This window comes from Laspinema olomoucense D3b, assembly GCF_025370785.1.
Lineage (GTDB): Bacteria > Cyanobacteriota > Cyanobacteriia > Cyanobacteriales > Laspinemataceae > Laspinema > Laspinema olomoucense.
Genome location: NZ_JAMXFA010000001.1, coordinates 174857 through 199259, shown reverse-complemented (window position 1 = coordinate 199259; position 24403 = coordinate 174857). Strand labels below are relative to the sequence as shown.

17 protein-coding genes are annotated in these 24403 nt (G+C 48.1%); 11 read left to right on the top strand and 6 right to left on the bottom strand.

The genetic code is table 11. The annotated features are described in order from the left end of the window. Positions 1 to 12 precede the first annotated feature (12 nt). From NG792_RS00820 to NG792_RS00795, 6 genes are all read left to right on the top strand, one after another. Positions 13 to 978 (top strand): glycosyltransferase family 2 protein, encoded by a 966-nt coding sequence (locus NG792_RS00820; protein WP_261199932.1) that lies wholly within the window; start codon positions 13 to 15, stop codon positions 976 to 978. 257 nt (positions 979 to 1235) lie between these two features. Then, the gene (locus NG792_RS00815; RefSeq protein WP_261234134.1) at positions 1236 to 2363 is read left to right on the top strand and encodes a hypothetical protein; all 1128 of its coding nucleotides are present in this window, start codon (positions 1236 to 1238) and stop codon (positions 2361 to 2363) included. 68 nt (positions 2364 to 2431) lie between these two features. Continuing rightward, positions 2432 to 3859, top strand: a complete 1428-nt coding sequence (locus NG792_RS28915; protein WP_261234133.1) for a glycosyltransferase family 4 protein — start codon at positions 2432 to 2434, stop codon at positions 3857 to 3859. Positions 3860 to 3985: 126 nt separating this feature from the next. Continuing rightward, entirely contained in the window at positions 3986 to 4987 is a 1002-nt protein-coding gene (locus tag NG792_RS00805; protein WP_261234132.1) for a glycosyltransferase family 2 protein, read from the top strand. A 71-nt stretch (positions 4988 to 5058) separates the two neighbouring features. Then, positions 5059 to 6330 (top strand): lipopolysaccharide biosynthesis protein, encoded by a 1272-nt coding sequence (locus NG792_RS00800; protein WP_261234130.1) that lies wholly within the window; start codon positions 5059 to 5061, stop codon positions 6328 to 6330. A 19-nt stretch (positions 6331 to 6349) separates the two neighbouring features. Then, positions 6350 to 7855, top strand: a complete 1506-nt coding sequence (locus NG792_RS00795) for a hypothetical protein (RefSeq protein WP_261234128.1) — start codon at positions 6350 to 6352, stop codon at positions 7853 to 7855. Between the two features lie 133 nt (positions 7856 to 7988). Here the strand turns inward: NG792_RS00795 and NG792_RS00790 are convergent, their stop codons facing one another. The 3 genes from NG792_RS00790 to NG792_RS00780 form a co-directional block, all read right to left on the bottom strand. Then, positions 7989 to 10211: an AAA family ATPase gene (locus tag NG792_RS00790; RefSeq protein ID WP_261234126.1), complete on the bottom strand. Its 2223-nt coding sequence runs from the start codon at positions 10209 to 10211 to the stop codon at positions 7989 to 7991. 236 nt (positions 10212 to 10447) lie between these two features. Beyond that, positions 10448 to 10906, bottom strand: a complete 459-nt coding sequence (locus tag NG792_RS00785; protein WP_261199926.1) for a hypothetical protein — start codon at positions 10904 to 10906, stop codon at positions 10448 to 10450. 88 nt (positions 10907 to 10994) lie between these two features. Next, positions 10995 to 11912: a hypothetical protein gene (locus NG792_RS00780; RefSeq protein WP_261199925.1), complete on the bottom strand. Its 918-nt coding sequence runs from the start codon at positions 11910 to 11912 to the stop codon at positions 10995 to 10997. Between the two features lie 388 nt (positions 11913 to 12300). Here NG792_RS00780 and NG792_RS00775 point away from each other — a divergent pair, with 388 nt between their 5' ends. Beyond that, complete coding sequence (locus tag NG792_RS00775) at positions 12301 to 14763, top strand: diguanylate cyclase domain-containing protein (RefSeq protein WP_261199924.1); 2463 nt, start codon at positions 12301 to 12303, stop codon at positions 14761 to 14763. Here NG792_RS00775 and NG792_RS00770 read toward each other — a convergent pair whose 3' ends face one another. After that, positions 14764 to 15099, bottom strand: coding sequence for a winged helix-turn-helix transcriptional regulator (locus tag NG792_RS00770; RefSeq protein WP_261199923.1), 336 nt, complete (start codon positions 15097 to 15099; stop codon positions 14764 to 14766). Positions 15100 to 15228: 129 nt separating this feature from the next. Between NG792_RS00770 and NG792_RS00765 the strand changes: the two genes are divergently transcribed. Beyond that, positions 15229 to 15927 (top strand): pirin family protein, encoded by a 699-nt coding sequence (locus NG792_RS00765; protein ID WP_261199922.1) that lies wholly within the window; start codon positions 15229 to 15231, stop codon positions 15925 to 15927. Positions 15928 to 16085: 158 nt separating this feature from the next. Here the strand turns inward: NG792_RS00765 and NG792_RS00760 are convergent, their stop codons facing one another. After that, positions 16086 to 19328, bottom strand: coding sequence for an efflux RND transporter permease subunit (locus NG792_RS00760; protein WP_261234125.1), 3243 nt, complete (start codon positions 19326 to 19328; stop codon positions 16086 to 16088). A 304-nt stretch (positions 19329 to 19632) separates the two neighbouring features. Then, positions 19633 to 20988 carry an efflux RND transporter periplasmic adaptor subunit gene (locus NG792_RS00755; protein WP_261234123.1) on the bottom strand — a complete coding sequence of 452 codons (1356 nt, stop codon included), beginning with the start codon at positions 20986 to 20988 and terminating at the stop codon, positions 19633 to 19635. 303 nt (positions 20989 to 21291) lie between these two features. On the opposite strand from NG792_RS00755, the gene NG792_RS00750 reads away from it, so the two are divergent. From NG792_RS00750 to NG792_RS00740, 3 genes are all read left to right on the top strand, one after another. Next, the gene (locus NG792_RS00750) at positions 21292 to 22107 is read left to right on the top strand and encodes a DUF928 domain-containing protein (RefSeq protein ID WP_261234122.1); all 816 of its coding nucleotides are present in this window, start codon (positions 21292 to 21294) and stop codon (positions 22105 to 22107) included. Positions 22108 to 22351: 244 nt separating this feature from the next. Then, positions 22352 to 22561: a histidine kinase dimerization/phospho-acceptor domain-containing protein gene (locus NG792_RS00745; RefSeq protein WP_261234121.1), complete on the top strand. Its 210-nt coding sequence runs from the start codon at positions 22352 to 22354 to the stop codon at positions 22559 to 22561. A gap of 454 nt (positions 22562 to 23015) precedes the next feature. Then, on the top strand, positions 23016 to 24314 hold the full coding sequence (locus tag NG792_RS00740; protein ID WP_261234120.1) for a CmpA/NrtA family ABC transporter substrate-binding protein: 1299 nt from the start codon (positions 23016 to 23018) through the stop codon (positions 24312 to 24314). Positions 24315 to 24403: the final 89 nt, after the last annotated feature.

Below are 24403 nucleotides of genomic sequence, written 5' to 3'. Positions count from 1 at the left end.
GAGACTATTTTCATGCCTAAAGTATCAGTGATTATTCCCGCTTATAATTCCATGACCTATCTGCCGGAAACCCTCCAGAGTCTGCTGGCTCAAACCTACTCCGATTTTGAGGCAATTATCATTAATGATGGCAGTACCGACCACACGGAAGCATGGGTTTCTCAACAAACTGACCCTCGGATTAAACTGATTTCTCAAGTTAATAAAGGCTTGTCCGGAGCCAGAAATACCGGAATTGAAGCGGCAACGGGAGAATACTTAGCTTTTTTAGATGCGGATGATTTATGGCATCCTACTAAACTCCAAAAACAGGTAGAATGTCTTGATAATAATCCAGATGTGGGGTTAGTTTATAGCTGGGTAGCACTCATCAATGAACATGGCATCCCCACGGGAAGACTGTTTAAAAATTCCCAGGAAGGCAATGTTTGGGAGCATCTAATCCTTCAGAATATTGTGGAGAGTGGCAGTGGGGCAATGGTGCGTCGCCAGTGTTTTGAAACCTGTGGCGTATTCGATGTTAATTTACGCTCATTTGTAGAAGACTGGGATATGTGGTTGCGAATTGCCTTACACTATCCTTTTAAAGCCATATCCGAACCCCTAGTTTATTACCGGCAACATTCCCAGAGTGCTTCCCGAAATTGGGCCGCAATGGAACAAAGTTATAGCCTGGTGATTGAAAAAGCCTTTGCTGCGGCCCCTAGCCGTTACCAACATCTTAAGGGATGCAGCTATGCCCGAACCCATCTTTGTTTGGCCTGGAAACCCTTACAAAGCGTTCAAAAAGATTACAAAAAAGCCCTGGATTTTGCCACTCAAGCGGTTACCCACGACCCTAAAGTGCGTTGGGAGCGAGAGTATCTGCGTCTGCGGATTGCGATCGCCTTAATGGCCGGACTAGGACCAGAAAACTACAACAAATTTTTGCGCTTCTTTCATACCCTGCGCCGTCGCGTCAAGCTACAATTAAACTAACCACAAATCAGTTTTTTATGCTTTTCAATCCTGCGGTTATTTTTTTAGGAAATGCTGAAAAAAGTGGGAGCATCTCAATTTAGAATAGTTCACCCCCCTCCCCTGTGTCTTGGGGAGGAGGGCAGGGGGGTGATGTCAGGTCTTCGGGCCTTTCAGGAGATGGTCCCAAAAAAGAAAAAAGTTAGCTAAGAACTCCTCAAAACTGCAATTATGGAAAATATTAATCTTAATTAATCACAAGATTCCGAAAAGTGGGGATGAACCAAAAAAGGCAAATTATTTATTTATTAATCATGCTGCTGGGGGCAACTGTGACGAGCCTAACTCTCCTGTTTGCAAATAGTAACGGCTATAGTAACGCCTGCGGTCCCGGTAGGCCCCGAAATAAACATCAATGGCCCTTTTCCTGCGATAGCATTTGGAATCGGCCAATTGGGTCCCAAGCGGAATATATTCCAGCGGAAATTGGTCCATCACCCTGGGTTTCAGCCGAAGTGAACTACTACATTGTCACCACCGATAGCGACCCCGTTGTTCCTTGGTATCTTCCCCTAAATTGGGGGCCGGGGCGTTGCGAACTGGGAGGAGAATTACTCGGAGAAATTCACGTTCCGCACAATTTAATTCTATCCGACGCGACCCCCACCAAAACCCCCAATAATGCTGCTGCCTTTTTAGCCCCAGATGGGCGAACATTGATTCAAATGAATCCTCTCACTCGGTGCGAAGCCGGGGGCCCAGTATTCGGACATCCAACCCCGGGCCAAGAGGATATTTATGGACCGGGAATCACTGGAGGACAAGGGGGGTCCGGATTATCAAGCATTGGCGGGACCATTCGCCTGGGAGAACTGCTACCCGAAGCGCCTCCCCTTCGCCATGCCTTAAAGTTATTAATTTACGCTCATAAATATCTCTATAATAATCCCCCGGGCTATCGATGGCCTGCGATTCGGGCTGATGCTTATGCTTTTAATCCCGATAGCCGTTCCCGGTATGGGGGTTCCAATCCCGATTTAGTCATGGGTGCATTGCTTGCCATTCCCCCAGATGTTACCGCAGAAAGTCTGGGACTAAAAACTATTCCGGGGAAAAAATTGTTCGAGGCCCTTCAAGATTATGGAGGTTATATTGTAGACGATACGGCGATTGATACCCATAATATCGCCATCGAAAACGGTGTTAAAGAAGAATTTCTGGCGACCTATGGATATACATTTGGCGGCACTTCCGGGGATTTCTTCGATGATGTAAATCAGTTATTTCAAGCCCTGGCGATCGTAAAAAATAATTCCCCCAGTAGCATCGGGGGTGGGGGAACCCCGCGTCGTCCGTTAGCCCCTCCTTTAGGGGAACCGACGGCTTGCAGGGTTTGCGGCTCCTAAACCCTCAATGATTACTCCTCCTGGGTAATAAGCCTCAAGCCATTAGAAAATAAACTCAACTAACCATCGTGAATATACCATCCTCCGAACCCTTAGAATCTCATGGAAAGCCTACGATCGCCTTACTTCCTTACGCCGACTTAATTGATGACTTTTTACACAGTCTCAATATTTCTTTAGAAACCTTTTGTCAAGAATTTGTCGGAAGTTGGATGTTTGGTTATGTGGATGCCCTGAACCGGGTGGGAGTCCGAACTATCTTATTTTGTATTTCCGCTCAAGTTGAGAAACCCTGTCGCTTTATTCACCAGCCCACCGGGACTCAAATCTGTGTCTTACCCCCTTGGCCGATTTATAATGTTTATCGCCGGATCCGCTTAAAATTGTTGCGAGGCTATGGGGTTCAAGAGGGGGAAACCTTTAAAAATTTTCAGGATAGCAATTCTGTGCGGAAGTCCTTCGTGAGCGTTTTGAAAAATTTGGTACAAAGCGGAGGCAGTTATCTATCTACCCCCCTGGATTTGCTGGCGAAAGAATTACGCAAGGAGAATTGTCAAGCTATTTTATGCCAAGAGTATGAGTATGCCCGGTTTGATAGTTCGGTGTTGTTAGGAAAGTGGATGGGGTTGCCGACTTATGCCACCTTCCAGGGGAGCGATCGCACGAAGAGTTTGATAGAAGTTCCGGGACGATATCTGGCGTTACATAGCTGTGCCGGTGTGATTGTTGCCAGCCAAACGGAAGCGGCGCGGATTCGTCATCAGTATGGCATTTCTGCATCCAAAATTGCCCGAATTTTTAACCCTTTAAATGTCGCCGCATGGCAACGCCAAGATCAAACGGCAGCGCGAAATAGCTTGGGGATTCCGGTGAATGCTGAGGTAGTCGTCTGGCATGGACGAATAGACATACAAGACAAAGGATTAGATATTTTGTTAGAGGCGTGGCAACAAATCTGTAGCGATCGCCCGGATCGGGATTTACGCCTGCTGATCGTCGGTACGGGTACAGAGGCAGACGTTTTTCAGGAACGGATTGAAGGGATGTCACTGCGGGGAATCCAGTGGTTAAACCAGTTTGTCTGCGATCGCACAGTGATTCAACGATACCTGTCTGCCGCGAATATTTATGCCTTCCCCTCCCGTCAAGAAGGCTTTCCTGTTGCTCCCATTGAGGCAATGGCTTGTAGCCTTCCCCTCGTTGCTGCGGATGCGTCAGGGATTGCGGATATTTTGGAAGGAGGGGAAGACTCCGGCGGCATAATTGTGCCTCGCGGGGATGCTGCGGCATTGGCGATCGCCCTGGGACGGTTGTTAGATGATCCCGCATGGAGTCGAGAGTTAGGCGATCGCGCTCGCCGTCGCGTAGAGCGTTGTTTTTCACCGGAAGTCATTGGCAAGCAACTCCGAGAGGCTCTTCTACCCAATGTTGTAAGCCCCCCGGCTGTTCCAGAAATCAAAGTCGGACAACCGGAGCAATCTTCTCTCTTGTTCTGAGGGAAACTTTCTCTACACGGCGGTGCATCCGACCGTTTAGCAGCCCTCATCCCCTTTGCCCCTTTTCCCCGAAGAGAAGGGGAGCCAGATTCCAAGTCCCTATTCTATCGATTGAGAGGTTAACTGATGCCTAAAATTTCTGTAATTATCCCCGCCTACAATGCCGAAGCCACGATTTTAGAGACAATTGATTCAGTTTTAAAGCAAACATTTACAGACTTTGAACTGTTAGTCATTAATGATGGATCTCAGGATAATACTCAAACCGTCGTGGAGAGCATTTCTGATTCCCGGGTCCGGGTAATCAGCTATCCTAACGGCGGAGTTTGTGTTGCCCGTAATCGGGGAATTTTCCTAGCAAAAGGAGAATTGATTGCGTTTCTGGATGCGGATGATTTATGGACATTAGATAAGTTAGAGAAACAATATACTGCCCTCCAGGAGCATCCAGAGGCAGGAGTTGCTTATAGTTGGACTTGTTTTATGGATATAACTGATAGCCAGACCCCTCCCACCTTTCTTCCTTCCTTGGAATATCAATGGACGGGAAACGTTTATAAAAATTTATTAGTTCAGGATTTTATTCATAGTGGATCTAATACCTTAATGCGGCGAGAAGCTATCGCATCGGTGGGTGAATTTGACCAAACCTGTGCGGGTTGTGCCGATTGGGACTATTGGCTCAGATTGGCCGCTAAATGGCCTTTTGTGGTTGTTAAAAAATGCCAAATTTTTTATCGGCGGATGCCTGGATCGATGTCATCTAAGGTTGAAGTGATGGAACGAGAAGCGTTAATTGCTATGGAGAAAGCTTATAAAGCTGCACCGCCAGAATTGCAACATCTCAAAACGCTGACTTTCACCAATTTTCATAAATATTGTGCTGAACTTTACTTACAACGCAGTCAAGATAGGGATGCGATGGTGAAAGCCCAAAAACACGTGAAAGCTGCGATCGCCTTGCAACCCAGCCTGATTATTGGCGATCGGACTTTCCAAAAAATATTGGTCAAATTATTGATTAAAAAACTCTTGCCTAAACCCCTGGCTAATTATCTGTTTCACTCCATCCGAAAAAGCCTCTCTATCCCAGATCCCCGGTTACAGCCTGGGAATAAACCTTCATGAATCGGCATTAAAATGAGATGATTTTCTAGCTGCCAACTCAGTCAAAGCGTACCCAGGGAATTAATGTTGTTATGTTAACTCAGAAAATCAAGCAGATCTTTTCCGGCCAATTTATTCAAAATGTTGGCTGGATGGGGGGTGCAGAATTATTTAATCGCATCTTTCGATTAGCGACCACGGTCACCCTGGCCCGTACCTTTACTGCCACCGAGTACGGACTGACCGCCGTGATTTTTACGGTTGTTGAATTCGCCAATGTATTCACCCTGAGAAAGGGAATCGGGGCGAAAATCATTCAGGCAGAAGAGGGGGAACTCTTGGTAATTAGCAATACCTCTTATTGGCTGAACTGGATGTTATGCTTTGGCATTTTTGTTCTACTACTCATGTTAGCGTTTCCGATTAGCGTATTTTACGGAAGCCCCGAACTGGTTTGGCCAATTTGTGCCTCAGCTTTAATTTACTTGATGATGCCTTTTTACCTGATTAATGGCGCATTAATTCAACGAGAAAATCGCCTCAAAGTTACCGCCTTATGTCAGGTCTTACAATCCCTGGTTGCCAACGCCATCACTGTCATATTAGCCCTATTAGGTATGGGAGTCTGGGCCGTAGTTTGGCCCATGATTCTAACGACTCCCATCTGGATTATCGTTCTTTGGCGATATCACCCCTGGCGGCCCCCGCAAGCCTTCAGCCTACATCGATGGAAAGAAATTGTTCATTTTGGCGGAAACTTACTGGGGGTAAGTTTATTACAGCAGGTCCGGAATAATATCGATTACTTAATTATTGGCCGGGGGTTGGGAATGGATGCCTTGGGCTTATATTATTTTGCTTTTAATGCCGGATTTGGAATTAGTCGCAATGTGATTAATGCCTTCACCACTGCCTTGTTTCCCTACTTGTGTCAAGTTAAGCATGATATCCAGCAGCTAAAAGTTAGATATTTCAGCAGCCTGAAAAAGACCTTTTCGATTATCATCCCATTTATTGCATTGCAGGCCGGTTTAGCACCATTTTACGTCCCATTGGTATTTGGGGAAAAATGGACAGAAGGAATTCCCATCTTAATTTTGATTTGCCTGTCGGTCCTGCCTTTTTCTTTTTCTATCTTTACCAATGACCTCCTCAATACCGTCGGAAAAACTAAAATTACCCTTTACTTTAATCTGATTTATACCTGCATTTTTGGTCTGACGTTATTGATTTGCGTCCGTTGGGGAATCCTGGCGGTAGCGGCAGGTGTTCTTTTGTCTCAGTTGGTGGTTTTACCAATCTTTGGAATCTGGGCGATCGCCAAAGTCTTTAAAAAAGATTCCCTATCCGTTGCCCTCAAATAATCCTTACCCATATAGAACGATGAAGCGCTCTTATTCTCTTTCGCCCAAGTCCCAAAAAATTGTCGGCCCAGAAGTCACTCAGAAGCTGACTATACTGGCACTTAGACATACTAAAATTCACGATGAAAATATCGTAGCCATCGTTGACCCCAAAGAACTCATTAATTATTACCGGTTTGATTTAATGGCTAAGTATATCTATGCTAAATATCGCGAGTTGGGCATAGAGTCCGATTGGGCCTTGAAACTCTACTGTAACAATGTTAAGACCATGAATGGATATAAAGAACCAGATGGATCAGGTAAAGAAGGAAAAACCGCATTTATTGAAGAGTTTAACCGGGTTTTAGATTCGATTAAAGAGTCCGGGTTTGATACCATAAATGGTTTGGTCCCTATGGTGAATGATTATCTGGTGGATGGCGGGCATCGCACAGTGGCTTGCCTGTTATATAATTGCGAGATAGCAGCCTTATTAACCACAGAAATTGACGAAAATAATCCTCCGATACCCCTGGATTATCGCCACTTTGAAGACCGAGGATTTAAGGGAATATTTTCCGATGCAATGGCTTTAGAATATTGTCGGTTAAAGCCCAATACTTATTTGGTTATTATAGAACCTTCATTCCTGGGCAAATCTCAAGAAGTTGAAGATATTTTGAAGGCCCAGGGCCGAATTTATTATCAAAAAGATGTTTTTTTATGGAAGTCAGGAATGGCTCATTTCAAGCATCATTTGGCTCTCATCACTGGGTCACAAAAAAAGAAACCCCCGCGTTCAGGAATTACCCGAGTTTATGTGTTTGAATCGGAAACGTTAGAGGAGGCGATCGCAGCAAAACAGAAGCTCAATGCCTTATGGGATTACAAAACTGAGTCGGTGTACCTCACCCAAACCCATGAGCAGACCCTAGAATTGGCTGAACTGTTGTTAAACGAAAACAGTATCAGGTTTTTAAATAGGACTCAATTGAATCCCTCTTCCCGCTTTCACGAGCAATTAAGCAAGTATCGCCAAGAGTTAGAAGAAAATCAGATTGATTCGGAGTGGGTTTGTTTGAGCGATCGCGCTGTACTTGCAGCATACGGAATCCGAGATTGCGATCAGTTAGATGTTCTGCACAAAGGATTTGATCAGATTACTCAACTAGCGATCGCCTCCAGTCACAACTCCCAACTTCCCGCCAATGGACTACAAAAAGACGATATCATTTTCAATCCAGAACATTACTTCTACTACGCCGGTTTAAAATTTGCTTCCCTAGACACGGTAATTGCGCTCAAGCAAGCACGCAAAACCCCACAGGACCTAGAAGACCTCCAAGCGATTTCGACCTTTCTAAACGCTCAAAAATTGAGGCAATCTCAGTTAGCTTATGCAGTCCAACTCGCCTTCAGCCCTTGGGGCATTTATTGGCTCAAAAAGCATGGAACTCTCTTCTTTAAAAGGCTCGGCAGAGCATTATTCTGGCGGTCCCAAACCCTGTTGGCTAAAGTGAACCCAAAGAGTCGGATCGGGTAACTATTGCGCGTGTTAGTTTTCCTTGAATCGTCAACCTAACCCTAAATTAAGTCCGAAAGAACCACAGGAGAGCAACGACGCATTAGGGCATCGCTACAAGGGGGAAAATGCCAAAGAATCGGTTTCGTGCCTGCTAAAACTCCAGGGTTGCACAGATGAAGACGATCGCACTTTCCCATTGCACTGTTTGATGGAGGAGATGGCGTTGGAATGCCTCCGCTACTGCCTGAACCTCCGTCAGCGAGAGACTCTGTGCCAATCTGTCCCCATAGCTGGGTTTTTCCGATTTCGAGGGAGTAAACCAGCGATCGAGCATAGCGGAGGTGATCTGTAATTCCTGGTGCGATCGCTCGATTTGCAACTTTACCCGAAACCCCACGGATTCTAAACACTGTTGCAAATCCTCCCCATCCCAATTCACCAGCGGATCTGTAGAGTCTTGATAAATCGCCTCTTCTGCTGCCATCAGGCGATCGCCTAAATTCCCCGAGAGTCCTTTCTCTCCTAACAACCGATACAAGCGCTGAGTATAACGCGGCAGGGTTTCCCCTAACACTAACCATCCCGACTCTGACAGCAGAGACGCTAAACTCCCGGCGATCGCCATTTTATCTGCTTCCCGAACCAAGGCATTTCTGCCCAGAATTCTGTCAAATTTGACTCCAGTGGCTTGTTTGTCCAGGGTTTGCCGGATTTGAGATAAAGAGGATGCCATCACCCTCGGACGCATTAATTCTGGCAGGGACGCTGATTGTTCCATTAAAGCCCTCACTTCTGACCCCTGACGGGCGATCGCATACACTCCCCCTTCTGGGACTCGTCGGACTGCCTCCCAAGTGAGTAACCCACTTTGGGCGTTCAAATCCAAAATCAGATGATGCCGCTGGGTTTGCGCCATCTCGAACAGGCGATCGCGCACCTCTCCGAGGCGATCACCGACTTGTCCTAAAGTGCGCTGCAACCAGCGATCGGCAGTGCGATCGGTAGGACCATAAGTGAGAACTTCTGCCGGGGCCACCCCCACCCCTTCCACCATTGCCGCCAACTGCGCTTCCCGCCGTCGCGCTACCTGGGTGGCAATTTCGGCCTCTTTTCCCTGATTAGACGGTTGATAAAATACCTGTCCCTGCAAACTTTGGGGTAAATATTGTTGTTCCACCCAATGATCTCGATAGGCGTGAGGATACAAATATCCCGCACCATGTCCGAACCCCTTTTTATCCCGGTTGGCATCCTTTAAATGGCTGGGAACCTCTGCCTCCCGTTCCTTTTCCAAGGTTGCTAAGGCATCAAAAAAGCCCATAATACTGTTAGATTTAGCAGCCGTGGCTAAGTATAATGCAGCTTGGGCTAAATGATACCGTCCTTCAGGCATTCCCACGCGATCGAAGCTTTCTGCACAAGCATTGACAATTACCACGGCATAGGGATCCGCCAGTCCAATATCCTCACTGGCTAAAATCAACATCCGCCGGAAGATAAAGCGCGGATCTTCCCCAGCATAGACCATTTTAGCTAACCAGTACAGGGCTGCATCCGGGTCGGAACCGCGTAAACTTTTAATAAAAGCACTGATGGTATCAAAGTGAGCATCCCCTTCCTTGTCATATAAAACCGCCCGTTTCTGGATGGATTCTTCCGCCACCTGCAAGGTGATGTGAATTGTGCTGGTGTCATCGGGGGGAGTGGTTTCCACGGCTAATTCTAAGGCATTTAAGAGCGATCGCGCGTCGCCATTGGCAACATCAACGAGATGAGCCCTTGCCTCGGCATCCAGATGGACCTTGAGATGTCCATATCCGCGATCGCTATCCGTTAAGGTTTGCTCACAAATGTGCTGTAAATCCGTGGGAGTCAGCGGAGTCAGTTGAAAAATTCGCGATCGGCTGACTAAGGCTTTATTCACTTCAAAATAGGGGTTTTCTGTGGTTGCCCCAATCAGAATAACTGTACCATTTTCTACCCAAGGTAAAAGCGCATCCTGTTGGGATTTATTAAACCGATGCACTTCATCTACAAATAAAATCGTCTGTTGAGCCGATTCCTGGCGATGGTGTTGGGCAGTGGCGATCGCCTCTCGAATCTCTTTCACCCCAGAAAGCACGGCATTAATAGCAATAAATTGGGCTTGGGTACTATTGGCAATTACCCGCGCTAAGGTCGTTTTTCCGGTCCCTGGAGGACCATAAAAAATCAAAGAGGAGAGTTGATCCGCCTGAATTGCCCGACGCAACAACCGGCCCTCTCCTAAAATATGGTCTTGTCCTATAAATTCCTCCAAAACCCGGGGTCGCATCCGGGCTGCTAATGGTGCATCTTTAGCAAGATTGGGTTGTGTTTTTGTCTTATATTTCATTATCCCGATTACAACTAATAACACCTAAATTTCAGTTTTTTCTTAAGTCGGTAGTAACGATTTCCGTCCTTTTCTTAAGTTCACCATCCCGACTTGCTGTCGTTCTCTTGCAAAATACCAGTTTGTTCACCCCAACCCCCTTAAGTCAGGTTGTAGAAACCGATCGCCCTCCCCAAGACATAGAGGAGGGAACCGGATGTGATCAGACGGAGATTTTCAACTCAAACCCTGATGCTTCATCGGGCACAAACTTCTAACCGTTGAGGGGCGATCGCCGCAAAGTAATCCTGAGTTAATCCCCAGACTTTGCATTCAAAACTGGCATTAACGCGCTTTCCACTTTTGCGCACGATCGCCCAGTCACAATGGGGTAAAACTTGCTCTAAAAATGTTTCCGCACTCTTGAGAGAGGGGAAGCCAAAATAGTCTACCCAGGGTTGTCCGTCAGCGAGTAAAGAGACCCGGCGATCGCCCCTCTCCACGGTTTCCCAATGACTGGTTTTAGGGCAGGACTCTAACAGATGATGCCAAGCCTCTAAAACTTGGATGAGTTCGTCTTTTTTGAGGCTTCTCCAAGATTGGGGAGTTCCCAAAATTTTCCCAATGATTCCCGGAGAAAATACGGTACTTTTTTGACGGCGATCGATGAGTGCTATCTCGTGGAGCAACTGTTCTTTGTTCAGAGTGATAGCCATAATAGTTCAGGGGTGGATTTCATCTTATCCCTGTACTTATTTTAGCATAAAAATCTGGTAAATCCCCAATCCTCACCCCTAAACCGCCTTAGCGCTTGAGATAAATAGATGACCCTTGATTTTCATCATCAGCCCCTAAAATTTGGCCTCCCGAAAGGCCAGGTAAAAATTCTAAGGCTTCTATTTTATGACCATTAACCCGATAGAGAGGAACCAGAGAAGAAGCCGGACGAAATTCCACCTGATCGCCCTTCATTGAGAACAGTCCAGCAGCATAAACTGCCGAATCAAAAGGCCCATCATCTCCGGGGTCGCGAGAGGAAGTGATATAGAGAATGCCAGCATTGCTAATTTTTATATCACTAATGTGACGAACATCTTCCTGCGGCCAAGGAACGGTAATCACTGCCGATCCTTGACCCGAGATTTGGTATCGGTTCCAGTCAAACCAGCCCCAATAAAGTACCCCTGAATCATCGGGACTACCGCGATGACCCCAAACACCTAGCAATTTTCCATCAATGAGGTGTAAATCAAAGCCTTCTAAATTAGTATTGTCGGGCAAATTGGGAAGAGAAAAGATTTGGCGCAGTTGAATCGTTCCGGTAGAATCGAGGGTGAAATAATAGACGCGACCTAAACTGGTGACTGCCATAAAAGCCGAGTCTTCAGTACCTGGGACAAGGGCGATCGCCTCTAAATCGATAGGCCATTCTTCGCCATCAGGCCACTGGAGGGGTAAATAATTTAAAGAATTTTGTCCCTGAACCGATAAAATAGCAATACGACCGTCTCCCTCTTTTTTATTGTCATGGACGATGACAAAACAAGTGGCTGGGGGACATCCCATCTCATCAAGAGAGTGTTCAACTAAGGCGATGCCACTAATACCAAAAAGAATGCCCGTTTTAACGGGACGCCACTGTGCCGAGGCGGACACCAGTGCCATTAAAAAAATTAGAACTGTAGTGGCAGCAGCGAGGAATAAGGGTGGAACTTTACGCATTTGAGACCTCTCCAACGATAGTATCTCCCGTGACGGGTGGTTAAGATGAAGGCGATCGCCGATTGCACCCGAGGAAAATCCCAGAGTTGGAGCTCTTCCGGGTGGGATGAACGACCCGGGATAGTAGTATCCGGGGGGAAATTTACCCTATCAAGCGCTTGAGCTTTCAGGGACTAGACTCTATAAACAGACCTAGAGTTCGGATTGGACAAGCAACAATAGGACAGCCCTAGGGCAGAAAGGTACCTCTGGAGTAATACAATATCACTAGAGAATTAAGAGATTAGACCTCAATTTTCGTAAGCCTTCCCAAACAACCAAGGATAAGTCAAGATAAACCCTGCAATTGAGGAAGACACTGCGCCGAATTATTAAATGCCTTTAATTTATGCTTGAAAGTACCGCCTTTTCTGTACATTTAGCCATTGACCGCAATCCGTTAACCGTCACGCCAGATACTCCAGTGAGCTCGGCGATCGTGCTGATGAGCCAGATAAAATCGAGCTGCGCGATCATTGTCGAAGCCGATAAAATACTGGGTATATTTACGGAACGGGATGTGGTGAAATTGACGGCACAGAGTGGCGATCGCGAAATAGAGCCATTCACCAAAGCGTTTAGTAAACAACCGATTTCTGCATTAATGACCCCTAGGCCGTTTATCCTACAGGAGGAGCATCTTCCCAATCTCGTCAACCTCCTGGATTTGTTGCGTCAGAAACAGATTCGCCATTTGCCCATCGTGGATCCTGATGAGAAATTACTCGGGACGATTACTTACCAAAGTATTCGGGAAATTATCCAACCCGCCGATTGGATGCGCTTGAGGCGAGTCGTTGAAGTGATGAACCCCAAAGTTATTACAGCATCCCCCTCGGCATCGGTGTTTGAATTAGCCACCTTAATGAACATCCATCGGGTCAGTTGCGTGGCGATCGCCCAGAATCGCCCCAGGGACGACGCAAAGCGAACCTCAGAACTACCGCCCCTACCTATCCCCATCGGAATCGTCACAGAACGGGATATCCTCCAGCTACAGGCATTAGAACTCAATCTGAGAAAACTGACTGCTGCCGATGTCATGAGTTCGCCCCTGTTGCTGGTGCAACCGACAGATTGTCTATGGACTGCTCATCGGTTAATGCGCGAGTATCGAGTCCGACGATTGATTGTTGCCGATCAGGGGGAGGGGTTACAGGGAATTATCACCCAAACCAGTTTACTGCAAGGATGTACACCGATTGAAATCGATGCAGCGATCGCTGCATTGCAGGGATTAGTCGAAGAACGCACAACGGAACTACAACAGGCCAATGAGCACTTACGACGGGAAATTTTAGAACGACAACATACAGAGGCGGCCCTGCGCCTGTCTCAAGCACGTTTGGCGGGGGTTCTCGATAGTGCCGACGATGCGATTATTTCCATTGACGAAACTCACCGGATACAGCTATTTAACCAAGGGGCCGAGAAAATCTTTGGTTATAGTGCAGCCGAGGTGATGGGACAACCCCTAGATCTGCTGTTACCGGAAAATCTGCGTCAGAAGCATCGCCAGTATATTGAAAATTTCCGCTACACCCCGGAAGTATCCCGGACAATGGGGACGAGATCGCAAGTCTTCGGACGCCGCAAAGATGGCAGTCAATTTCCCGCAGAAGCCTCGATTTCCAAATTAGAAGTCGGTTCAGAACGACTGTTTACCGTCATTTTACGGGATATTACTAGCCGAGTTGAGGCCCAAGAAGCCTTGCAATTGCAGCTAGAACGGGAACAAGTCATGTCTGCCATGCGCGATCGCATTCGTTCTTCTCTCAATCTGCAAGAAATTCTCAACACCACTGTTGCCGAAGTGCGACAATTTTTAAATACCGATCGCGTGATTATTTATCGCTTTTACCCAGATTGGAGTGGCAAAATTGTCGTAGAATCCTGTAGCAATGGAGTCCGAGAAATTCTCAACCTCACCATACTCGACCCTTGCTTTGGGGAAACTCATGCCGAACTCTATAAAAAAGGGCGGCTGAAAGCAACTGCGGATATTTATACCGAACCCATCAGTCCCTGTCATCGGAATTTACTCACCCAGTTTCAAGTTAAAGCCAATTTAGTCGTCCCCATTTTATTAAATGAAGATCTTCAAGCCCACTCTGAGGAGGACTGGGTAGAAAATTCCTCCGGGAATAACAACCAACTCTGGGGATTGCTGATTGCTCATCACTGCCAAGGTCCAAGGCAGTGGCAGAATTGGGAAACGGAGTTTCTTCAACAATTAGCCACCCAGGTGGCGATCGCCATCCAACAATCCACCCTCTTTGAACAATTGCAAGCCGCTAATCAAGAATTACACCGCCTTGCCTCTCTCGATGGCTTAACTCAAGTCGCCAACCGCCGTTGTTTTGATGAATTTTTCAATCACGAGTGGCGAAGAGAGGCACAAGATCCCCTCTCCCTCATTTTGTGCGATATCGACTACTTCAAACCCTATAACGATACCTACGGACATCAAGCCGGTGATGAGTGCCTCCAACGAGTGGCAGCAGCCCTGCGTCAATGTATCAACCCCAAAATCGAACTAATCGCCCGATATGGCGGAGAGGAATTTGCTGCTGTTTTGCCCAATACGGACCTTAAAAACGCCTTAGAACTCGCCGAACGAATTCGGACTCAAGTCGCTGCCTTACAGATTCCCCATACTAAATCCCCAGTGAGTCCTTACATCACCATGAGTGTAGGAGTTGCTACCCTGATTCCCACTCCTGAAACCACTCCCGCTCAACTGATTGCCAATGCCGACGAAGCCCTCTATGTCGCCAAAGCGGGCGGGCGAAATCGAGTCGTTTGTGCTTAATCAGGGATGTTCTTGCTCAAATCGTACCCCCCACTCGTGCATCGTATCTAAAATCGGTTTGAGAGTCATCCCAAATTCTGTTAAAGAATACTCCACTTTCGGCGGAACCTGAGCATAAACCATCCGGTTAATCATCCCATCCCGTTCTAGTTCCCGCAATTGCTGAGTCAGCATTTTTTGAGTAATTCCATCTAACGCCCGATGCAGTTCTCCAAATCGTTTTACCCCCGAAAATAGCTCTTGCAAAATCAAGACTTTCCATCGTCCCCCAATAATCGCTAAAGTGGTTTCCACCGGACATCCCACTTGTTTTTTGCCTTCCGCTTTTGCTTCCATTGTTACTTTTTGGGTACTAACCCACTTAAAAGTGCATACTTTACAAATCAACTTTACCCATTCTAAAGTAAGTAATAACTAAAGCATCTAAATTCCATAAAACCTGTCGCGATCGCATTGGAGGAACCCATGTTAACCCTACGCAAAGCAGAAGAACGGGGACAAGGCAATTATGGCTGGCTCAAAACCAACTATAGCTTTTCCTTTGCCAACTATTACGACCCTCAGTACATGGGATTTCGTGCGCTGCGGGTGATTAACCAGGACTGGGTGAGTGGCGGAGGTGGCTTTCCCACCCATTCTCACCGGGATATGGAAATCGTCACCTATATACTAGAAGGGGCGTTAGAACATAAAGATAGCATGGGAAACACTTCCGTTATTCTTCCCGGGGAAGTTCAACGGATGAGTGCGGGAACCGGAGTCGCACATAGTGAGTTTAATCATTCCCGAACCGAATCCGTGCATCTGCTGCAAATTTGGATGTTACCGGGCCAACAAGGACGAGTCCCCTCCTATGAACAAAAACACTATTCCGAGGCAGAAAAACGCGGCCAATTGCGGTTAATCGGGTCCTCAGATGGTCGGGAGGGTTCCGTCACCATTCATCAGGATTTGAACCTGTATGCCACCATCCTGCACAAAGGCGATCGCGTGGTGTATGACATTCCCCCCAACCGTCATGCTTGGGTACAAGTCGCCCGGGGTACGCTGACCCTCAATGACCTCCCCTTGAAAACTGGCGATGGGGTCGCCTGTTCCGCGCCAGAAACCCTTACCCTAGTAGGGTCTGAAGAAGCAGAAGTGCTATTGTTTGACTTGGCTTAAGCGCCTCTGTGAGAGACTGGAGGCAGAGCCTCATGGAGAGCGTGACTGGGTAGAACCCAGTCACGAGGAAAGGGGGTTTTAGCCTGCGTAGGCAGGCTTTGTCCGTATAGCCCCAGGCTTGAGCCTGGGGGTTTTTACTATCAGTACCGGATTTGGTATTAAACCCCCGGTTCAGGACCGCGCCAGTCCACCCCAGAAGGAGATGGCACATTGTCCAAATCGGGAGACTCCTGGAACACCGTTTCCAGTTGATCCGGACTTAAAGGCGGACGTCGGCCCCCGAAGATGTCATGAAGCAAGGTATAAAAACAGGGAATAATAAACAACGTTAGAACCGTCGCTAAGGATAACCCAGAGAACACCACCACCCCCAAGGGTTGTAAAAATTCCCCCCCTTCCCCCATGCCTAACGCCAGAGGCAACATTCCCAACACCGTGGTGATGGTTGTCATCAAAATCGGTCGCAAGCGTTGGGGGGCTGCTTTCAAGATAGCTTGCCGTCGGTTAATTCCTTCTTCTTTATATATTTGGTTGGCAAACTCTACCATAAGAATGGCATTATTTACCACAATCCCCACTAACAGAATCGCCCCGACTAATACCGTTGCCCCCACCGGGGTTTCGGTGACATAAAGTCCGACAATTCCCCCCGCTAATGCTAAGGGAACCGTTAGCATAATAACTAATGGATCAATGAGGGAATTGTACTGGACCGCCATCACCACAAAGACTAGAAAGGAGGCTAATCCTCCTAACAGCTTGAGAGAGTCTTGTAACTCTTGATTGGTTTGCGCCGAAGAAGAAGGAACCACACTCACCCCTGGAGGAAAATCGATGCCTGCTAGGACTTCAGCAATCTCGGCATTTGCTTGTCCTAGGGTTGCACCTTCGGTCAAAGAACCGCCAATAATAAACACCTGACGCTGATTAATCCGTTGAATTTCTCCCGGTGCCTGTCCGCGTTCTACCGTGGCGATATCCTGCAAGCGAATTGACCGATTATTGCCCACTAACAGGGGTAATTGTTCTAACTGAGAGACCCGTTGGACCATATTATCGGGTAAGGTAACGCGAATATCAACCAGGCGATCGCCCCGTTGGAGTTGAGTGGGAACTGCCCCTTGAATTGCCGTTTGAATCGCTGCCCCAATGTCATTTACCGACAACCCATATTCGGAGGCCCGCACCCAATCTGGACGAATTTGTAATTCAGTTTGTTGAGAGTCCGCATCGGGACGAAAACTTGCTAAAGTAGCTTGTTCATCTAATGCCGCTAAAACTTCTTTCCCCGCTTGTTCCAAAGCCTGAACATCCGTACCTTGTAACGTAACATCCAACTCAGCACGAACTGGGGAATTTGTCAGAATAATCCCCCGGACACTTTCGGGACTCATTCGCAGGCGAGCATCCACCAGATTCAGCTTTTCAAATTCCGCACTGGCGCGGGTAATAAAAGCGTCAATATCTGTACCCGGTTTCAAGGTAACGGTACTGGAACCCCGCAGAGGATTCGGGGAGACACTGGTACCAAAAAGAAAGCCCCCAGCGGTGGTAAAGGCATTTAGAGTTTCCGGTTGAGCCAGTAAAATCTCATCAACCTTTGCCATAATTTTCAGGTTTTGAGCCAATGTCGTATTCGGAGGGAACTGGGCAAATAAGCGAGCTTGGCCCGTATTAATCTCCGGTAAAATTTCCTGGGGAAGTCCTCCAGCTAACCAAAAACTCCCGCTTCCTAAAACGATGATAGCCAGGGCAATCACTATCACTCGCAGCCGTAAAACCCATTTTAAAATCCATTGATAAAGGCGAGTAAATCCATTAAATCCGGCATTAAATGCCCGGAGTAGAAAAAATTGACTTAATCCGCTGGTATAGGGAATGGCTAATAAGCGCGAGGTCAACATCGGAACCACGGTTAAGGCAACCAGTAAGGAGGAGGCAACAGCAAAACTAATGGTTAAAATGAGTTCGCTAAATAAGAGCGAAAATAGGCCACCAATGAGTAAGAAGGGTAAGACGGAGACGAGGTTAGTGGTGGTTGAGGCGAGTAAGGCAGACTCGATAGACCGACTGCTGGCTTCCGCTTGGGCGATCGCCTTGGAAGAGGTCAGCCGTTGATTTTGCTGACTTTTCCCCGGTGTCATCCCCACCCCTTCGGCAATGGTTTCCAACATGACGATCGCATTGTCTACCACAATCCCGACCCCCAGGGCCAATCCCCCTAAACTAAACACATTCAGGGAGAGACCAAACATTTGCATTAAGGCAATGGAACTTAGGGTGGCCAAGGGAATGGATAAGACAATAATCACCGTTTGGCGAATCGAACCTAAAAACAGGAACACTGCCAGGGCCGCGAGTCCCGCCCCAGTCAACCCGGAGACCACCACATTAGAAATGGAATTTCTAATAAAAACCGACTCATCTAAAGTCGGATAAATTTCCATATCTGGGGGAATTAACCCGGACTGACGCAACTGTTCTAGTCGTTGTTTGACCCCCTCTACTGCCGTAATCGTATTGGCATCCGGTTGTTTTTGAATGCTCACTTTGACGGCGGGTTCGCCATTCAGGGTGACCCGCACCAGCCGTTCGGCAGTGCCATCGATGATATCGGCAAAGTCCCGGAGATAGACTCGGCCTTGATTGGGAATTTCAAACGAAAGATTAGCAATTTCCTCAGCGGATTCAAATCGGCCCCGGGCGCGAGTCAGGGGCTCTTCACTCCCGCCGGATAACCGACCCCCAGCTACATCAATATTGCGATCGCGCAACTCATTTAAAACCTGCGTTAACCCCAGTCCGAATGATTGCAATCGCACTGGATCAATGCGAACCTGAATCTCTTCGGTGATTCCCCCAGAAACATCCACCGCTGCCACACCGGGCACCACCCCTAACTCTCGGGCTAACTCCTCATCGGCAAAGACCCGCAAATCCACATCTTGTAGGGACGCCGACTGTAACGCAAACTCATAAACCGGAGACTGAGAGGGGTCTACCTTAAATAATCGGGGGGAGTCCACCACCTCCGGGAGACGTCCTTGGGCGCGGTTAAAGGCAGCAGTGGCCTCATTCAAGGCGAGATCCACATTTCCTCCGGGCTCAAAGAATAAATCGACACTGACTCGACCTTCCCGGGTTTGGGAATAAACCTGCACCACCCCTTCGGTGGTACTCAGGGCCTCTTCTAAGGGTTTAGTAATTTCTTCGATCGCCACTTCAGGGGAGATTCCCGGCGCATCCAGGCGCAGTCCAATCCGAGGATAGGTAATGGCGGGAAGCAGATCCACTTGAATCGAAGTGAGAAAGAATACCCCCAGGACGATCGCCGTGGTGGTAAGGGCTAAGGTGCCAATATGCTGGCGAATTGCGGTTGCACTGATGCTGAATCCATTCATATATTGCGGGTTCTAACGGTGGACATTTAGCCCGTGGGGGAGGGATTCACGGACAATTGATGATTTAAAAGTAGGATGAATCCTGATGGCAGCAAATTCCAGGCGATCGCCTCATACCCAATCCCGTTGCAAAAAGTCAGTTTTCTTTCTTAGCCCGCGTAGGCGGGCTTCGTCTGTGTAGCCTCCGGGCTTTCCTTACGGAACGCTACGCGAACAGCCTGCGGGTTTTTTGCGGGTTTTTATAGACTTTCAAAACCAAATTCCGCCTCAATTCCCCAGCATTATGAGGAAACCAAAGCCCCAATTATGATTCTGACAAGGCACTCAAGCGCACCTCATCCCCGCTGGACAGGGGGCGACTGCTGCGGGTCACATAACGTTCGCCCGGTCCAAGTCCCGAGAGAATTTCCACTTGATTATTCAGGCGTTCCCCAATTTGGACCGTTCGTGCTTCCACTGTGGGGGTCCCCTCTCCCTCCTGAAGCACAAACACGGTGTTTTTATCTTCCCCTTGTAAAGCGTTTTCTGGGATAACAACTCGTTCCGTAGTTTGGGTGTCAAAGGTCACCCTGGCAAGCAACCCACTCCCAATCCGACCATCGGGGTTAGGAATCGTTACCTCTACCGGAATTTGGCGCGTTTCCACATTCGAGACAGGAGAAATGCGGCTAACTCGACCTTCAAGCACTTCCCCGCCCAAGGCATCTAAACTAACGGTAACGGCTTGTCCTACGCGAATCTCAGCTAAGGCCAGTTCCGCCACGGGAACGATCGCCTTAACCTGACTAAAATCGCCAAGTTTTAAAACATCCCCCCCCGGTTGCACTAGATTTCCCGGTTCCGTCAGGCGATCGAGCACAACGCCGGTAATGGGAGACCGGATAAAGGCATAAGACCGACGTTCCCGGGCTTGGGCCACTACCGACCGTTGGGCCTTCACCAGTTGTTCAGCGCTACGCACCGATTCTTGTTCAATCAGAATCTGTTCTCGGGCCGATCGCACGGTTTGCGCTGCCACTTCGGCTGCGGTTTGGGCGAGTTCTCCCTGTTGACGAGAAACGGCCCCTTCAGCGGCTAAATTGAGGAACCGTTCTGCATCTTTTTGAGCTTGTTGGAGTTCCACCAGGGCTTGATCTACCTGAATTTGGGCATTTCTGACCTCATTGCGGGCGCGGACCACATCGGATTCCCGTGCGGCTAATTCGGCTTCGGCTTCTCCAAGGGAGATTTCTAGGAGAGTGCCATCGAGTTGGGCGAGGATTTCTCCTTCCTCAACGCGATCGCCTAGGTCTACGGTCATATCCAGTAAGCGTCCTTCGGTTTGGGCGCGCACAGAAACCTCTCGAAAGGGTTCTGTATTGCCGCTATAAACTAGAGGTTCGCCTAAGGTCTCTGTGCGGGCGACTGCCACCTCGACGCTGGGGGTACTGGGTCCCCGTTGTCGTTCTCTGGACCCACCCGGGGTGGCGGGTTGACCTTCCGCCTCTCGGTTAAAAATACTGGGACACCCGAATAATCCCACCGCGATCGCCATGCAGAAGAACAACCGCCCGGTTTTCATGGAGTTCCCCAGCCATCGGCATCGGGGGTCATGGGGAATTGGACTATCCCGCTGCTGCTGGGACCCTTGGCGAATGGAGGGGGGAGATTGAGACAGCATAATGAGCGCTTAGCAGACCGTAATTGTTTAAGCAGAAGTTAATTCCACTATTTTAAGGATTAAGGAGATGGATAAAAATCTACTCTTTCGACAAGGATGACGGACTCCTTATAGTTTTGACAAGGTTCAGCGAAAAACGGTTCAATCTCCCCACCTTATATGTTGCTACACTATAGAGGAGGACTCCCAATTTAACGAGAATCCGTTATAGTCTGAGCCGGGGGGCAGCTCCATGTCATCCGACTGAAGGCTTAAAATAAATCAATTTACCGTTGTAGTACCGCTTTATCTTACATAACCACTATGTTGCAGACACCGCTTTGCAGAATGATCGGGGTGACTTATCTGGTGTCGTTTTTAATCTTAGGGGCTTCTCAATTGGCCACCCCAGCGATCGCCACCGAATCGCGTGGATGGATTTTCCCCCAAAGGGTTACTCAAAGTCCCCCAGAGGCAGAAATGAATAGCTGTAACCCCGAGGCGATCGCAACGGATACCTCATTCAGGGCATTACTACCCCCCAATCAGAATCAGATTTCAACCCTAAAAGGACTTCCCTCTTTCTTCTTTTACCTCCCCGAAACTTCGGCTCAAAATGCTGAATTTATCTTATCAAATGAGAGTGATCTCGTCCTTTATAAGCTGCGATTTGCCCTAAGCGGAAATCCCGGGATAATTCGCCTACAACTCCCCCTTTTTATCAACCTAGAACCCCTGGAAATTCAAAAAATCTATAGCTGGTCATTTTCAATTATTTGTAATCCGGCCTTTGTGTCCCAGAATTTAACCCTGAGTGGAACAGTTCAGCGCCTCCCCCTCTCCGGTAATCTGGCAACTCAGTTACAAACTGCCTTCCCCAGCAGTCATCCTCAAATTTATGCGGAAGCGGGACTATGGATGGATGCCTTCAGCAGCTTAGCCGACCTGAGTCAACTCCCTCTTGATGATCCATCTAATCAAGAAGAATGGGAAACCCTATTGCAATTGATGGGATTAGAAGCCTTGGACGCCTTGGAATCGGGGGGGAGACCGCCAATCGAGATAGGGGAGACCGCCAATCGAGACCGCCAATCGAGACCGCCAATCGAGACCGCCAATCGAGACCGCCAAGCGAGATAGGGGAGATAGATAGCAATCCTAAATGATTTGTACCTCATCCCAGTCCCCTCTCCCCTTCTGGGCCGCCAACGAGAAAGGGGCCGCCGACGTCTTCCACAACGGCACGTCATACCAAATCCGGTTGGTAAAAGTCGGTTTTCGCTTTTAGCCCGCGCAGGAGAGGCTCGGTCCTGTGAGGCTCCACCCTTGAGGGTATGGGTTTTTATAGACCTTTAACAACCGAATGGAGTATCAGGACTGCTATATGCAGCCAATTTCCCAGTCGTATCCGCAACAGCAAAAGTTTACGGCAAATGCTGCCTATGAATTGCGATCGCCTCTAGCAAGTCTGTTAGCGACGGTAGAGATAATTTTACGATTACCCCCCTCAAATCAGTGGGACATTCTCCTGCTGCTGCAAACCGTGGAGAGGCAGGGACGTCGCTTGAGTCATCTAATTTCTGATTTACTCTAGTTAACCAGTTTAAAGCAAAATTCATCCCCAACCCCTTTTAAATCCTGCTGTTTAAATAATTTAATCAGTGATTTGACGGAATTTTTAGAGTTAGCGCTGATTGCTCAACTGCATCGGGTGAGTCATATTCCCGAGGCTGAAATTTATGTGTTAGGACATCACAGAAGGCAAGAGGGGGGAGAGATGTCCCCTTGTGGTCGCCCTCTTGGGCTAATCGTATCAATGGCTACTTTTTTTCTACTATTTAATGCATCCTTTTCACACAGATGCAAGTTACGCATGACTTAAATGCATAAATCAAAAAAAAGTCTAAAAATTGTAATTTCCGATACATAAACCCCTTGTCATATTCCTTAACTTGTGTGCACAACGTCAAACAAACCCTCTGCTCTCTCTCACCACTTATCCCCCGCAATTAAATACTCAAACCCCACTGTTAATTCCTAACTAAAAAATGCCCCGATTTAACCGTCGCCAATTCCTGATTACAGCCGTTGCAGCAACGGCGGGAACTTTGTTCCTGCATAGCTGCGGACAGAATAATGACCAAGCCCAAGTTGAGGTTGAAATTGACCCCGCTGATGCCCCAGAAACCCCAACAGTACGACTAGGATTTATTGCCCTAACGGACTCCGCCCCCCTAATTATTGCCAAGGAAAAAGGCTTTTTTACTAAGTATGGGATGACAGAGGTCTCCCTTGAAAAACAAGCCTCCTGGGGAACAACCCGTGACAATTTAGTCCTCGGTTCTAAGGGCGGAGGCATTGATGGTGCCCACATTCTCACCCCCATGCCTTACCTATTATCGGAAGGAATTGTCACCGATGGACGTCCGGTGCCGATGTATATTTTGGCGCGTCTGAATGTGAACGGTCAGGGGATTTGTCTCTCCAAGGACTACCTCGATTTAGAGGTGGGAGTGGACAGTAGCCCCCTCAAAGAACGATTTGCTGAACGACGGGCCGCCGGTGCAGACTTACGGGCCGCCATGACCTTTCCCGGGGGAACCCATGACTGCTGGATTCGCTACTGGCTAGCAGCGGGAGGCATTGACCCAGACAAAGAGATCTCAACGATTGTCGTCCCACCCCCGCAGATGGTAGCCAATATGCGGGTTGGCAACATGGATGCTTTCTGTGTCGGGGAACCCTGGCCCCTACAATTGGTGAACCAAGAGATTGGCTACAACGCCTTAACCACAGGGCAACTCTGGCAAGACCATCCCGAGAAGTCTTTCGGAATGCGGGCAGATTGGGTTGACCAAAATCCCAAAGCGGCCCGGGCCCTTTTGATGGCAACCCTAGAGGCACAAATCTGGTGTAGCCAACCGGAGAATGTGGAGGAGATGTGTCAGATTCTCTCCCGCAGGTCTTGGTTTAATGTCCCCTTTGAGGACATTATCGATCGCTCTCGGGGCATCTACAACGATGGCATCCGTGAGCCGAAAGAACAGCCGCAGTTGATGCAGAAATATTGGCTGGATAATGCCTCCTATCCCTTCAAGAGTCATGAACTCTGGTTCCTCACGGAAAATATCCGGTGGGGTTATCTCCCACCAGATGCAGATATTCAGGGCATGGTGAACCGAGTCAATCGGGACGACCTCTGGCAAGAAGCGGCAGATGCTATTGGTCAGGGAAGCATGATTCCTAAAAGTTCTTCCCGTGGACCTGAAACCTTCTTTGATGGCAAAGTCTTTGACCCAGAAAAACCCCTAGATTACCTCAAGAGTTTAGAAATTACCCGAATTTAGGTTCAGCCCCACAAGAGGGCGCGCCACTTCCCCATCTTCCCCATCTTCCCCATCTTCCCCATCTTCCCCATCTCCCCCATCTTCCCTAT